This is a genomic window from Gardnerella sp. KA01002 (assembly GCF_049244015.1).
GTDB lineage: Bacteria > Actinomycetota > Actinomycetes > Actinomycetales > Bifidobacteriaceae > Bifidobacterium > Bifidobacterium vaginale.
Window position 1 is genome coordinate 285881 of record NZ_CP058365.1, and the last position, 15037, is coordinate 300917.

Annotated in this window: 12 protein-coding genes; 8 read left to right on the top strand and 4 right to left on the bottom strand. The window is 40.0% G+C overall.

Annotated features, from left to right (window positions below; translation table 11 throughout):
- Positions 1–54: 54 nt before the first annotated feature.
- Positions 55–726: an ABC transporter ATP-binding protein gene (locus HXT60_RS01070; protein ID WP_373271522.1), complete on the bottom strand. Its 672-nt coding sequence runs from the start codon at positions 724–726 to the stop codon at positions 55–57.
- Between the two features lie 152 nt (positions 727–878).
- Complete coding sequence (locus HXT60_RS01075) at positions 879–1742, bottom strand: ABC transporter permease (protein ID WP_004112141.1); 864 nt, start codon at positions 1740–1742, stop codon at positions 879–881.
- Positions 1743–2045: 303 nt separating this feature from the next.
- Here HXT60_RS01075 and HXT60_RS01080 point away from each other — a divergent pair, with 303 nt between their 5' ends.
- Entirely contained in the window at positions 2046–2888 is an 843-nt protein-coding gene (locus HXT60_RS01080) for an NAD-dependent epimerase/dehydratase family protein (protein ID WP_004112142.1), read from the top strand.
- A gap of 65 nt (positions 2889–2953) precedes the next feature.
- Positions 2954–3925 carry a glycosyltransferase family 2 protein gene (locus tag HXT60_RS01085; RefSeq protein WP_004112145.1) on the top strand — a complete coding sequence of 324 codons (972 nt, stop codon included), beginning with the start codon at positions 2954–2956 and terminating at the stop codon, positions 3923–3925.
- A gap of 39 nt (positions 3926–3964) precedes the next feature.
- On the opposite strand, the gene HXT60_RS01090 is transcribed toward HXT60_RS01085, so the two are convergent.
- Complete coding sequence (locus HXT60_RS01090) at positions 3965–5659, bottom strand: glucosyltransferase domain-containing protein (protein WP_101887903.1); 1695 nt, start codon at positions 5657–5659, stop codon at positions 3965–3967.
- A 162-nt stretch (positions 5660–5821) separates the two neighbouring features.
- Between HXT60_RS01090 and HXT60_RS01095 the strand changes: the two genes are divergently transcribed.
- The 6 genes from HXT60_RS01095 (at position 5822) to glf (ending at position 13510) form a co-directional block, all read left to right on the top strand.
- Positions 5822–7108, top strand: a complete 1287-nt coding sequence (locus HXT60_RS01095) for a glycosyltransferase family 2 protein (RefSeq protein ID WP_101887902.1) — start codon at positions 5822–5824, stop codon at positions 7106–7108.
- An 88-nt stretch (positions 7109–7196) separates the two neighbouring features.
- The gene (locus HXT60_RS01100; RefSeq protein ID WP_101887901.1) at positions 7197–9128 is read left to right on the top strand and encodes a rhamnan synthesis F family protein; all 1932 of its coding nucleotides are present in this window, start codon (positions 7197–7199) and stop codon (positions 9126–9128) included.
- Positions 9121–10218, top strand: a complete 1098-nt coding sequence (locus tag HXT60_RS01105; protein ID WP_004575007.1) for an acyltransferase family protein — start codon at positions 9121–9123, stop codon at positions 10216–10218. Before HXT60_RS01100 ends, HXT60_RS01105 begins: the two co-directional genes overlap by 8 nt.
- Before the next feature lies 1 nt (position 10219).
- Entirely contained in the window at positions 10220–11101 is an 882-nt protein-coding gene (locus tag HXT60_RS01110) for a glycosyltransferase (RefSeq protein WP_421791207.1), read from the top strand.
- A 10-nt stretch (positions 11102–11111) separates the two neighbouring features.
- The gene (locus HXT60_RS01115) at positions 11112–12239 is read left to right on the top strand and encodes a glycosyltransferase family 2 protein (RefSeq protein ID WP_421791209.1); all 1128 of its coding nucleotides are present in this window, start codon (positions 11112–11114) and stop codon (positions 12237–12239) included.
- Between the two features lie 56 nt (positions 12240–12295).
- On the top strand, positions 12296–13510 hold the full coding sequence (glf, locus tag HXT60_RS01120; protein ID WP_421791404.1) for a UDP-galactopyranose mutase: 1215 nt from the start codon (positions 12296–12298) through the stop codon (positions 13508–13510).
- Between the two features lie 215 nt (positions 13511–13725).
- Here glf and serS read toward each other — a convergent pair whose 3' ends face one another.
- Positions 13726–15012 carry a serine--tRNA ligase gene (gene serS, locus HXT60_RS01125; RefSeq protein WP_103013076.1) on the bottom strand — a complete coding sequence of 429 codons (1287 nt, stop codon included), beginning with the start codon at positions 15010–15012 and terminating at the stop codon, positions 13726–13728.
- Between the last annotated feature and the right edge of the window lie 25 nt (positions 15013–15037).

The window sequence follows — 15037 nt, forward strand, 5'->3', positions numbered from 1 at the left end:
ATCCTCTTATATGCCTTTTGCTTTTTAGTTTTGATTATTGTTTAAGATTGTTGTTTATGCTTTATTGTTTAAGCTTTCTCGCATTGCGTTAAATGCTGGCTCGGCTTGACCGTCGTAAATCATGTGTGAATGAGACAGCACTATGCAGCGAGAACAAAGTTGCTTAATTTGATCTTCGCTGTGCGAAACAATTACCATTGTTTGCCCTCGTTTTTGCTGCTCTTTAAGCCTAGTAATGCACTTGTGTTGGAAAGCTTCATCTCCAACTGCAAGAATTTCGTCGATTAAGAATATGTCTGGATCGCTGTGCGCTGCTACAGAAAACGCCAATCGTAAGAACATTCCAGAAGAGTAGAACTTAACTTCTGTATCCATAAAAGGCTCTATTTCGCTAAAGTCTACTATTGATTGGTATTTATCGTCTATTTCTTCTTTTGTCATTCCAAGAATTGCGCCGTTAAGATACACGTTTTCGCGACCAGTTAAGTCGGCAGCAAATCCTGCTCCAACTTCGATTAGTCCTGCGATTCTTCCGCGCGCACAAACTTCGCCTTCGTCTGGTTGCATAACTCCAGAAAGCATTTTAAGCATAGTAGATTTTCCAGATCCATTCATGCCTATTAGTCCAACAGTTTCGCCGCGTTTAATAGTAAAACTAACATTGCTTAAAGCTGTAAAGTTTTGTGTCTCGTGCTTTTTAGACGGCGGTGTTAGCAAGTTTACAATCGACTCTTTAATCGAATGATTTGCTCGCAGCGAGAATCGTTTAGTAACGTTGGAAACGCTTAACACAACGTCTTCTGGAAGTGTGTTATAAGGCTTATTCATATATAACTCCTGCTGCTCTTAAAAGTAAAATCCACAAAATCTTAGTAAGCTTAAATTTCTTGAGCAAACTTGCCTTCAAGATGTCTAAATGTAACTTCGCCAATAAGTAGTACAGCAAATGCGACTACAAGGCTTTCGCAAAGTCTTAAAGACCAAGCTCCTGCAAATTGGAAAGTGCGATCCGTGGCATTTAGCCAGAATCCGCGGTGGAATGCTTCAACGCTTATTGCAATAGGATTTGCATAATACATCTCTAAAACCCATCGTGGTGCGTGGGCTGCAACCATTTGCCATGTGTAGAAGCACGGCGCAAGCCATACGGCAACCATTGCTACTAAGTCTGTAATATTTTCTGCATCTCTGTAAAAAACGTTTATTGCTCCAAAGAATAATCCAAGACCAAACGCAAACGTACACACGCTAATAAATCCGATTATTGCCACTATTACGCCTGCAAAATCTGGAATCCACCCCATGCATAAAGCTCCGATTATAAGCACGATTACTTGTGGGAAAAAGTGCACAAAAGCAACTCGTAGCGATGCAAGTGGGAATAGTTCTCTAGGAAGATAGATTTTTTGTATTAAGCCAGCGTTAGAAAGTATTGATCTTGTGCAATTAGAGAATGCTTCTACAAAAAAGTTTGTTACTATAATTCCACTAAAAAGGTACAGTGGGTAGGCTTGAATTCCGCCTCCGCGGCCAAGTCCTAAGAAAATTCCCATTGCAACGTAGAACACTACAAATTGCGTTATTGGCTTTACGTACGTCCAAGCCATACCGAGCCACGAACCGCGATATCTTATTCGTACTTCTTTTTTTACAAGTAAGTCAAGCAAATAAAGGTACCTTGGAATGTCTATCAAACCTTTGCTTCTACCAGGGTGATAGATGGCGTCAGACTTTGTTGTCATCGCTGCCTTTCTTGCAAAATTTGCAGTGTGTATGCACATATAACTTTGTTAAGTTTACATTTGGGGATTGATTTGATTCAATATTTGGCTAAATATTTGGTTAAATTATGCGCAGTATTGTGAGCAGTATTATGCGAGATATTATGTTCATCATTATATGTAATAATTTTAGCTTTTAGATTAGTTGTTAATGTGATTATTTTGTGATTATTTTGTGATTTTAATGTGATTATGTTGTGATTATTTTGTTCTATTTATTTTGGCATGTTTGAAAGTTTTTATACGCTGCTAAACTGAAAAATTATGAGTAAGCGAATTCTTGTTACTGGTGCTGGTGGGTATATTGGTCGTCACGTTGTTAAAGCTCTTTTAGATGCAGGTGCTAGCGTAATTGCTTCCGACTTGCGTTTAGATGGTGTTGATGAGCGCGCAACGCGTATTGAAGCGAATATTTTTAGCGATGATGCTGATTTGTTTGCAAAGCTTGGGTCTCCAGACGTTTGCTTGCACATGGCTTGGCGCAACGGTTTTAAGCATGCTGCAGACACGCATATGGAAGATTTATCGAACCATTACCGCTTTATTCGTATTATGCTTCAAGGTGGCTTAAAGCAGATTGCTGTTATGGGTTCTATGCACGAAGTTGGCTACTGGGAGGGTGCTATTGACGAGAACACGCCTTGCAAGCCAGCTTCTATGTATGGCATTTCTAAGAATGCTTTGCGTGAAGCTACTTTGCTTTTGGGTAAAGAGTATGATGCAACTGTTCAATGGATTCGCGCATACTACATTGTTGGCGACGACGCTCGTGGAAACTCTATTTTCTCTAAGCTTCTTCAAGCTGCTCAAGAAGGAAAGAAGACTTTTCCGTTTACTACTGGCAAAAACAAATACGACTTTATTAATGTAGACGTGTTAGCTAAGCAAATTGCTGCAACCGTTTTACAAGATAAAGTAAATGGCGTAATTAATTGCTGCACGGGGGAGCCTGTTTCGCTTGCAGACCGCGTTGAACGTTACATTCGCGAGAATAATCTTGATATTTCGCTTGAGTATGGCGCATTCCCAGATAGGCCTTACGATTCTCCAGCAGTTTGGGGAGATAATAGCAAAATCCAAAAGATTATGAGTGATTTTCTAAAATAGTTATTGCAAATCGTAACTTTTCTGGATTTTTAATGCTAAATTATGGTTTTTAGAAAGGATTAACATTGCGTGAAACATTGCAAAACAGCAAGTGCCCATGCATATATTTTGTTCTTCCTTGCTACAACGAGGAGCCTGTTCTTTCGCAGACTTCTAGTATTATTTTAAGCAAAGTTACTTTTCTTATTGAAAATAAGATTATTTCGGATTATAGCCGTATTCTTTTTGTGGATGATGGTTCTAGAGATTCGACTTGGAATATTATTTGCGATTTGCACCAGTCGAATCCTTCGCTTTTTGGCGGTGTAAAGCTTGCGCATAATCGTGGTCATCAAAATGCTTTGCTTGCTGGCTTAACTACAGCATATAAATCGGGTTGCGATGCTGCAATTTCCATGGACGCCGATTTGCAAGACGATGTTGATGTTGTTGATCAATTTATTGCAAAATATGTGGAAGGCTACGAGGTTGTGTATGGCGTTCGCTCGTCTAGAGAAACAGACACGTGGTTTAAGCGCAACACTGCATTAGCTTTTTACAGTGTTTTCAGATGGATGGGCGCAGAAACAGTTCCGAATCATGCCGATTATAGACTTATGGGCAAGAATGCGTTGAAGGCTCTTTTGGAATATAAAGAAGTTAATCTTTTCTTGCGTGGTATAGTGCCATCTATTGGCTTTAAGTCAACAAAAGTTGAGTATGTGCGTGGTAAGCGCAAAGCTGGTGTGTCTAAGTATCCGCTTAAAAAGATGATTTCGTTTGCTATAGATGGCATTACATCTTTTTCTACTAAGCCTTTGAGTTTTGTAACATTTGCAGGATTCGCGTCTATTTTAGTTTCACTATGCGTATTTGTTTATGTAATAGCTTCTGTTGTGCAAGGAAAAGCAGTTGCTGGCTGGGGCTCTGTTATGTTCTCAATGTGGTTTATTGGTGGATTGATTATGCTTTCAATCGGCATTGTGGGCGAATATATTGGAAAGATTTACATGGAATCTAAGCATCGCCCACGTTACGAGATTGAAACTACTATTTAGATATTTATATATTTAGGTATCTAAATTCTTAACTACTATTTAGTGCTTATTTTGCATTGGTTCAGAGAATTTTACGACTATATACTTGTTATCTAAAACAGTAGTGCATTTATCCGAAGGCCAAGAAGGCAGATTTTGTGCGGCCTTTTCTGCGTTTATATAAACGGATTCTAATACAGGATTTTTCATTTTAAATCCAGTAGTTGAGCGTATGAAACCAGTTTTTACCCATGTGCCGTGAAGAGTTGAGAATCCAATCTCAAACATTGATCGTCCAATAAGTTCAAGCTGATTTGACTTAAATTCACTAGGATTGTAGTCTGCTATGTGATTGCCAACGAATATTACTTTAAGAGGATTTTTATGATTTGCTTGTAGTACTTCTATTCTTCTAGCAACATCTTGAGCAATGTAATAGTCTTGGTTATAAGTCATGTATTCCGTGTAATACAAGCGATTTACTGTAAACGACTGACTTAATCCAATAATTGCAAGAAGAATGCATGCAATAATCGTTGTTAAAGTCTTTTTGCTAAATTGCATAATGTAATGCAACAAATACATGCATGAAAAAGCGCCAGCAAGCGGGTATGTTAGTTCCGTTCTAGCCGTGCCTGCTGTGCCGAGTATTACGCTCATCATCATAGGGCTTGCAACTATAGCAATAGCAAAAATAATAGTAAAAGCGTTAAGCTCTTTACGAATCACTTGAACAATAGTTAATAACACTAAAGCGATTAATGCAATTGTTATAAATACGCTATGGAATATTGTTCTTCCTAGATACATGTTTTTTGCATGCAAAAATATAGTATGAATGATTTTTGCTATAGGGTCTTTACCCCAACGCATTTGTTTTTTAATGTACGGATCTGTGAAGGTGTGGTTGGTAGCGATAACAATTTTATTCAAAATCACATAGCATGCATAGCTTGCTATAAACACGCAAATATACGTAAAAATGTAGCTTACTATGTTCTTAAATTTGTACGCATAGTCGCCCTTAATTATTAGTGCAATCATGGCTGTTCCAGCAATAAAAACAGTAGTCATTGCTAAGTAGAGAGTAAAACCAAAAATTGCAAAAATAAGTGCCATTAATGCGTATGCTAAAAGAGTTTTAAGTTCTTTACGATTTTGGTACGCGTTATGCGCACACATAAGCGATATGCTAACAAACATTAGCGCACAAGCTACGTCATCTCCCATAAGCAAGAATCCAAGCATTTCTGCAAGAATAGGAGCGCTTATAAAAGGAATCATAAATAAAGCTGGGTGGAATTTTGCGCCCAAATTGTGCGCTTTGCTAAACAAGTATGCCCATGTTGTTGCGGAAGCAAAAAGCGCAAGAATCATTAAGATTCCAGCTAATGAATTGTTATACCAGTATCTTCCTGTAACGTACTTAAAAGCTAGCAATCCAAAGCGTTCTAGGCGAATCCAAGAATTGTAAAGAGCCTTAGATCTAGAGATCATTTCTTCTGTGTCTATAGAAAAAGTGTTAGAAAAAGCTTTTTGACCGTATGCAATAATCAAAAAAATCGCGCTTATTGCAAGTTCTGCAACATTAGATTTGCAAAAATCAATGAAGTCTTTAAAGGAATACGTTTTTTCTGCAACAACACCAATTGTGTTACTTACGCTTCTTTTTCTTACGTTTTTTGCGAGCGCAGCTGAATCGTTCAGTTGATTAGTATTTAACGTTTTAATACCACTAGACTCCGTTTGATTCATGCTATACCCTTCTATGCGTTTAACATGCATGTGCTACTTGTCACTAAAAAATATACTATAAGATTTTAATGCGTGACAACAATCTAAAAACTGATTGTGTCTAGTAGTACAATAGATATGATTTGTGCTATTTTACCGATTAGTGTGCAATGGAGACGATTTATGAATCCTGCAATTTCCGTGGTGGTTCCTGCGTACAACAAGGAGACGTATATTAAGCAGTGCATGGATTCACTTGTTAATCAAACTTTTAAAAACATTGAGATTATTGTTGTTGACGACGCTAGTACAGATAATACTTTGCAAATTTTGCGCGATTATGAGCATAAAGATTCTAGAGTAAAAATTATTGCTAAAGATCATAATTGCGGTAGGCATGTTGCGCGTAAAACTGGTGTTCAGTCGACTAGCGGTGATTACGTTCTTTTTGTTGACGCAGATGATGAGATTGATCTTAAAGCTTGCGAAGTTCTCTACTCATACGTTACTAATAATCCTGCAGATATATTGCATTTTGGTGTTTCTATTCACCCAGAAGGCAAATCAGATGAAGATTTTGCATACAGCTACGATCAAATGTATGCGCAAAATAATGGTGATCAAACTGGCGATAATATTATTAAATCAACGTTTTCTAGTGATTTTCCGCATTGGACACCTTGGAATGTTATAACAGCGCTTTTTAAAGGTGACTTAGTTCGAGATGCGTTTAAAAAAACAGTTTCAACACGACTTTCTAAAGCAGAAGATGCTTACGAATATTTCGCTATTGCAGCCTTTGCTCAAACTTTAAAAGACTTAACAGCGTTTCGCGCGCTTAAATACCATATTGGCAGAGGAATTTCTGGAAGATCTAAGATAAGCGTTGAAAAATTTACTGTAGAACAACGAAGTGTTAAAGATGTTGTAAGCGCTGTTTACGATTTTGCTAATGATTTTGCTAAAGAGCCTTCGATGAAAAGTCGCAAGCAAACCATTGAAGAAGCCTCACGCTGGTTTGATAATCGTGGATTAAAAATAGTAAAAGATGAGTTCTTGACAAGACTAAAAGTCGAGGATTTTCAAGAAGCCATAAACGCTGTTATTGAAGCATGGGGATTAGAGCGCGCGTGCTTGATTGTGCTCGAAGAGCTTGTAGACCTTATGAATCAAGTTGTAGAAGGCGATTGCATAATAAAACACGGTTCAGTGTGTGATGTTCTTCTTAACGTTTATAGAAATATTAAACCAGATAGTTTTAAAGACAAACAAAACACAACTTACGATAAGCAAGTAGACTTAATGTCTTTGCATATTATGCAGGTTCATCAGCAAAAATATGAAGAAGAACAGAAACGTTTGCAAATTGAAGCGCAAAAACGTTACGATGCAATGCCAGTGTATAAGCGTTTTGCAAAAAAGATAAAAAATATGGTTAAAAACTTAACTAAATCAAAGAATGATAAATAAAGTCTAAAAAATAAATTTGAGATTAAACAAAATACAAAATTACACAATAGAATAATCAAGGATAATTAAGGGTAAATCAGGAGATAACATGATTTTGGAAAATCCAAAGCGCTTGGGCATTTTCTTCTTCTACGATGCGCAAGGTCACGCAGACCATTATGTGTCTACGCTGCTTGACGGATTCAAACCATTCTTTAACGAGCTTGCGATTGTAGTTAATGGCAAAATCGACGAGTCAAGCAAAGCGATGCTTAAAGGTTACGCGAACAAGTTTATTTTGCGCGAGAACAAGGGTTTTGACGTGTGGGCGTACAAAACTGCAATGGACTCTTACGGTTGGGCAGAGTTGGAAAAGTTTGACGAAGTAGTGCTATTTAACGCTACGATTATGGGTCCAGTTTATCCGTTTAGCGAAATGTTTAACGCTATGAACGCAAAAGACCTTGATTTTTGGGGAATAACAAAGTTCCATAAAGTTAATGGAGATCCGTTTGGATACAGTCCGTACGGATATTTGCCAGAGCATATTCAATCGCATTTTCACGCATACAGGAAAAGCTTTGTTCAATCCAAAGATTTTCAGGATTATTGGAACAATCTTCCACCAATCAACAGCTACTTTGAGTCTGTTGGATTGCATGAATCAGTATTTACAAAGCGATTTGCAGATAAGGGATACAAGTGGTCTGTATACGTTGATACGAGTGATTTAGAAGGCTATTCTTATGGCCCAATAACGTATGCTGCAAGGCAGATTGTGGAATACAAGCGATGCCCGATTTTTAAGCGCAGGTCTTTCTTCCACGACTACTCCGACGTTTCTACGCAATCTGTTGGAAACCAAGCATTAGACTTATACGAGTATTTGAAAGACCACACAGATTACAACACGGATTTGATTTGGGAAAATGCTTTGCGAAGCATGAATATGGCAGATTTGATGAAGAATCTTCATTTGCGATACATTTTGCCGCAAAATCATGTTGTAGAAAACTCATCAACAGCTACATCAACATCTACTGCAACTGCTAAGCCTGCATCTAAGCCAAAAGTCGCGTTGTGTATGCACTTGTATTACATGGATTTGCTAGATAAAAGTTTGCACTATATTCAGTCTATGCCGCAAGGATGTGACGTTATTTTAACTGTAGGATCGAAAGAAAACCAGCAAATTGTGAAACAGCGTGTGGAACATCTTCCATATAACGTAGACGTACGGTTGATTGAAAATCGCGGTAGAGATGTGAGCGCATTCTTAGTGGGCGGCGGCGCAGATCTTATGAAGTACGATTACGTATGCTTTGCTCACGATAAAAAAGTCACGCAATTATCGCCTCGAAGCATAGGCGACGGATTTGCTTACAAGTGTTTTGAAAATATTCTTGCAAGTAAAGAGTATGTGCAAAACGTTATAAATCTGTTTGAAACGCATCCGCGACTTGGAATGGCAATGCCAACGCCGCCAAATCATGCGGACTATTTCCCAGGATTTACATACACTTGGGGTCCAAACTTTGAAGGCACAAAGAAATTCCTAGAAAAAACGTTAGGAATTAGCGTTCCGTTAGACGAAAACAAAGACGCTATAGCTCCGCTTGGCACAATGTTTTGGTTCCGTACAAAAGCTATGCGTGGGCTATTGGATAGAAAGTGGACTTACGAAGATTTTCCAGCAGAACCGCTAAAAATAGACGGAACGTTGTTGCACTTTATAGAGCGAGCATACGGGTATGTGCCGCAATCCAACGGATATTATGACGCATACATATTCTCGGATCACTTTGCGCGAATAGAAATGACTAACCTAGAATTCGATGTTCGAGAACTATCAAAATCTGTGAGCACGCCATGGATTAAACGCAATTTGGAAGAAACTTGTAGAGAAGTAATGCGCGGAAAGCGATTCCGTTACGCTGCTTTAAGAGTATTAAAGAGTATTGCAAAGCGAGTTTTCTATAAAACACTGTACATAGGTCAAAGAATTGTGCACATTGGTCGTAAAGGTAAAGAAGATGAGTGATATAAGCGTAAATACAGCTGCGACAAAACTTACGCGCGCAAAAAAACCGCGACTTTTCTACTTGGATTGGATTCGCGCAATAGCTGCGATTTTGATTGTTGTAACTCATTTTAACAATCCATATTTGGAGCCAATGCGGTTCTTCGTAAATAGACCGTTTGGAATCTACATTGGTGGATTAGGAGTATCGCTATTTTTGATTATTTCTGGCGCTGCTCTTATGTACAACTATGGCGATAGAGAAAGCCTGGATTTGCGCACATTCTACACAAAGCGCGCAAAAACACTATACCCAATGTTTTGGGTAGCATTCATAGTGGCGAATATTTTATTGTTTATTCGCAATAATGGATATATTTTTGTACCAAGGCATAAAATAACAGCAATTTTTTCGCTTTTTGGAATGGATGGTTATGCTTCTGCATTCGGCGTAGGTACTTTTTATGTTCTAGGCGAATGGTTCTTAGGGTTCATAATACTGTTTTACATAGTGTTTCCACTTTTAAGAGTTGGCGTAAATAAAATGCCAATAACAACTGTGTGCGTTGTGTTGGCTCTATACGCTGCAACAGTTGTGTTCTTTACTTTTTACCAGATTCCGCGAGTACCGTCTGATATTCTTTTAACAACAAGATTGCCAGAATTAGTATTTGGCATGATTTTTGTAAAGTTTATTAAAAAAGTGCCTTGTTGGCTTGCTGCAGTATCTTTTGTGATTCTTGCATTGCAACAATTAACGCATGTTTTACAAGGAAATATTGCCGTTACGATTGTAGGAATATTAGCATTTTTGCTGCTTTCTTATATTGGTGAACTTGTTAAAAGTTTTAAGCCATTAAGCGCGTGTACAAAATTTATATCCGCATATTCGTACCCGATTTTTTTGGTACACCATGTGTTAATAATGCAAGTGTTTACAGTAATATATCCAGTGTGGCTTAATCGCTGGCAAGCATACGGATTGCTAATCGCAGAGTTTGCGGTGATTCTTGTGCTTTCTGTAATACTCAAGCGTTTTACAAACTTGATTGTTGGTTTTGTGAGCAAATGTTGGGTGAAAATCGGCAGCAAGAATCGCAGTTTGGACTAACATGCGTATTTGTTCTGGAATAATCACCTATAATCCAACTTTAACAGACGTAAGCACGTGTTTAGAAGCGCTATGCAATCAAGTAGAGCGTGTAATAATCGTAGACAATGCGTCTAAAAATGTTAAAAGTTTGCAAGAAGTTGTAAGCAAATACGCAAACGTGACTTTAGTTAAAAACAGTCAAAATATTGGTTTTGCAAAAGCATTAACGCAAGTGTTTGAATGGGCAAAATCGCAAGGTTTCAACTGGGTTCTAACGCTTAACGACGATTCTGTTGTGCCAAGCAACATGATTAGCGAATACAAGAAAATCCTGGAAAATCAGGGAAGTCTTGTAAATCAAAAAAATTCAAAAAATTCCAAAATCGCAATTGTATGCTCTTTGCTAAAAAACCGTTTAGACGGCACGATTTTACACAGCAAATGCCACGAAGACGAATGCATAACGTCTGGAAGCTTAACAAGCGTAGAAGCGTGGCAGAAAATCGGCGGATTTGACGAATGGCTAGAAATCGACGGAGTAGACTTCGACTTTTCAAGGCGACTTGCGCGTGCTGGCTGGCAAATCGTAGAGTGCCAAAACGTTATAATGGAACACCAAATCGGCAAAGCGCGCTCAATAAACTTGATTATAAAACACCCAATCGTGTGGAATCACAATGCAAATCGCAAGTACTACATAGCGCGAAATATGCAAGTAGTGGACTACAAAATGGGAACATACTCGTATGCTAAGTCGTTGCGTGCAGTTGTGCGAGATATGATTTTCGTTGCGCTGTGGGAAAAGAATAAGTTTGCGAAAATTCGCGCGATGGTACGCGGATTTAAGGATGGGCAGCAAAAGATTCGTCAAATGCGCAAAGCAGAGCAGAACGCGGTTTGAAAGGATAGCAATGGAAAATTACGCTAAAAACGAAAATCCGCTAGTTTCTATAATCGTGCCAGTTTACAATTCTGCAAAATATTTGAGCGGATGCGTGGACTCGATTCTTGCGCAAACTTACAAAAACATAGAGCTGATTTTAGTAGACGACGGATCCAAAGACGACTCTGGCAAAATTTGCGATTCCTACGCATCAAAAGATTCGCGAGTTAAAGTAATACACCAACAAAACGGCGGAATATCTCGCGCACAAAACGCAGGGCTTGATGCGGCAAGTGGCGAATTTATAGCGTTTGCAGACAATGACGATATTCTAGATTGCAAAAATATTGAGATTTTGTTAAACGCTATTTTGCAAAGCGGAGCTAGTATGAGCAAAGCAAAATGGCGTCAATTTGGGCTAAGTAGCTTAGAGCAGATTAAAAAAGAAGCTGGTTTGGGTGCACGTGGTTTGAGCGCGGATAAGTCGCAAGCAACCGCGCGTTTAGAAAACTTGCCTCAAATAAAAATCGTAAAAAATCCGCTAAAAGCGTATCAAACTGTATTTTGCAAAATATTTAGAATAATCGGAAACAAGCTGGGCAAAAACAGCGAAGCGCGCTACTTTAATGAAGCGAATTGGTGCAGGCTGTACAAGCGAGAGGTTTGGGAAGGAGTGCGATTCCCAGAAGGAAAGTTTGCGCAAGATACTGCGATGGCAAGCGTGCTGTACTCTCGCATGAATTACGTGGCACATGTGGACGCAGTGCTGTATTACTGGCTGCAACGCGCGGATTCCGTAACGCATAAAATGCGAGACGCGGGCTTTTATCACGATCATATTGACGCTGTGCGAGCAAATTGGGATTTGTGCTTAGAACACAACGTTGTGCCAGCAAGAAGCTACTACACAATGGTTGGAAACTTAAGGTATGAGCGATGCGCGCTGAAAAGTGGGGAAAATACGCTTAATGGCGGAAAAAATAGCGACGCAGAAATCCAAAAAATATACGAAAAAAATTATGCTAAAGACGTAGAATTTGCTAAATCAGCTGTTAAAAAGCTTACGATTTTGCAGCGCGCGCAATGTTTTACTATGGCGTGTGTGAGAAATCTTGAAAAAATAATCTACGATTACAAAATCAAAAATATGAAGTAATGCAATTAAAAATCGAAGAGTAAGTGCAAATCAGAAAGCAAGAAATGAGTGGGAAAATGAGCGAATACCCAGATTTAGTAGTTGTTGGAGCAGGATTGTTTGGCTTAACTGTAGCTCAGCAGGCTGCAGAACGCGCTGGCGCAAGCGTTGAAATTATTGACGTGCGTAGTCACATTGGCGGAAATGCTTACTCGTATTTTGACGAGCGAACGGGAATTGAAATTCACAAGTATGGCGCACATCTTTTTCACACAAGCAACAAGCACGTGTGGGATTACGTGAACCGCTTTACAACGTTTACTAACTACGTGCATCGCGTTTACGCAACTCACGACGGCGAAGTGTATTCGTTGCCAATCAACTTAGGTACAATTAACCAATTCTTCCACGCGCATTATACGCCAGAAGAAGCTAAGGCTTTGATTGCAAGCCAAGCGGGGGAGTTTGCTGGCAAAGATCCGCAGAATTTGAACGATAAAGGCATTAGTTTAATCGGGCGCCCGCTTTATGAAGCGTTTATTAAGAATTACACGGCAAAGCAGTGGCAAACGGATCCTTCTAAGCTGCCTGCTGGAATTATCAAGCGCTTGCCTGTGCGATTTAACTACAATAATCGCTACTTTAAAGACACTTGGGAAGGATTGCCAACGGACGGCTACACAGCTTGGATGCAGCGCATGATTGACGATCCGCGTATTCACATTTCGCTTGGCGTGGACTTTTTCGACGAATCGCAGCCGTTTAATAAGCACGCGTTGGCGGAGGCTGGAGTGCCGGTTGTTTATACCGGTCCGGTTGATAGGTATTTTGACTATGCGCTCGGCGAGTTGAAGTGGCGCACTGTGGACTTTAAGGAAGTGCGTTACCAGGAGAGCGACCACTTTGGCTGCCCAGTTATGAACTATTCGGATGCAGATGTTCCGTTTACGCGCGCAATTGAGTTTAAGAACTTTAATCCAGAGCGCGAGGAGGTTGGCGGGGAAGCTAGCTGCGATGCTGATTTTGTGCCAGGCAAAAGCGTTAAAGCTGGGGAAACTGTTGTGTGGCAGGAGTATTCTCGCGCTGCAACTCGCGAAGATGAACCTTACTATCCAGTGAATACGGAGGAAGATAAGGCATTGTATGCGCGCTATGCAGAGCTTGCTGAAGCGCAGTCTAACACTGTTTTCGGTGGACGTTTGGGCACTTACAGCTATTACGATATGCACAACGTGATTGATATGGCTTTGCGTGCTTACGAATCGCAAGTAGCGCCACTTATTGCTCACTAAATACAAAATATAAATTAATAAAAATAAATAAAAATAAAGAGCTATACATCAAAAAGTGTATGAAACTAAACTGACTAAATTCTATTTCAAGAACATACATCAGAACAGTTTTATACACTTTTTGACATATAACCCAAAAGGAGAAGATTATTTGATACTAAACTAAATGATCTCGCGTGTCAAGATACAAAATTTAGACTCAAACTATAGTAAAGTCACGCTTCCCACTTAGTAGGCTCAATAACTTCTTTGCCACCCATATAAGCCTGCATAGCCTTTGGAATATCAATCGAACCATCTTCATGCTGATGATTTTCCAAAATAGCCACAAGCCAGCGAGTAGTAGCCAAAGTGCCATTAAGCGTGCTAACTGGGCGAGTTCCGCCATCTTCCATGCGTTCGCGAACATTCAAGCGGCGAGCCTGATACTCAGTGCAGTTAGAAGTAGAAGTAAGCTCACGGTAACGACCCTGAGTTGGAACCCAAGCTTCGCAATCAAACTTACGAGCGGCAGAAGAACCAAGGTCACCAGCAGCAGTATCAATAATGCGGTAAGGCACTTCCACCTTAGCAAGCATTTCCTGCTCCATACCAAGTAACTTCTGATGCTCAACGCGAGAATCTTCCTGCTTGCAATAAACGAACATTTCTACCTTATCGAACTGATGCACGCGAATGATACCAGAAGTATCCTTTCCAGCAGCACCAGCTTCACGACGGTAGCAGCTCGACCAACCGCAATAACGCAAAGCACCATTGCTTAAGTCAAGAATCTCATCCTCGTGCATACCAGCGAGCGCAACCTCGGATGTGCCAACCAAATACTGATCATCTGGCTCACGAAGACGATAAATCTCGTCCGCGTGAGAATTCAAGAAGCCAGTTCCGCGCATTACTTCTGGACGCACAAGCGTTGGAGTAATCGCAAGCGTAAAACCGTGCTCTTCGGCTTGATCTACAGCCATAGTAAGCATTGCGATTTGCAATCTAGCCACAGCACCGCGCAAGAAGTAGAAGCGAGAGCCTGCAACCTTTACGCCTCTGCGCATATCAATTCCAGCAACGCCAGTTCCAAGAGTCAAATGATCCTTTGGCTCAAAGCCTTCTGCAGCAAAGTCGCGAGGTGTGCCAACTTTCTTAACTACAACATAGTCGTCTTCTCCGCCTTCTGGCGCTTCATCTTCAACGATGTTAGAAAGCTTCCACATTGCTGTAGTGTAGTCGGCAGTAGCCTGCTCAGATTCAGCCTTGTATTCTGCAACCTTTTGAGCAAGTTCTTTAGTCTGAGCAATAAGTGTGGCTTTCTCGCTATCTTGAGCAGCTGCAACCTTTTTTCCTATTGCTTTTTGCTCTGCTCTGGCTGCTTCAAAAGCCTTTAAACTGTTGCGGCGCAAGTCGTCTGCACGAAGCACCTCATCGACGAGCTCAACGGACTCGCCACGCTTGCGCTGCGATTCCTTAACTACGTCGGCATGTTCACGAATAAATTGGATATCAAGCATGTTTTCTAGCCTAGTGCCGCAAGGC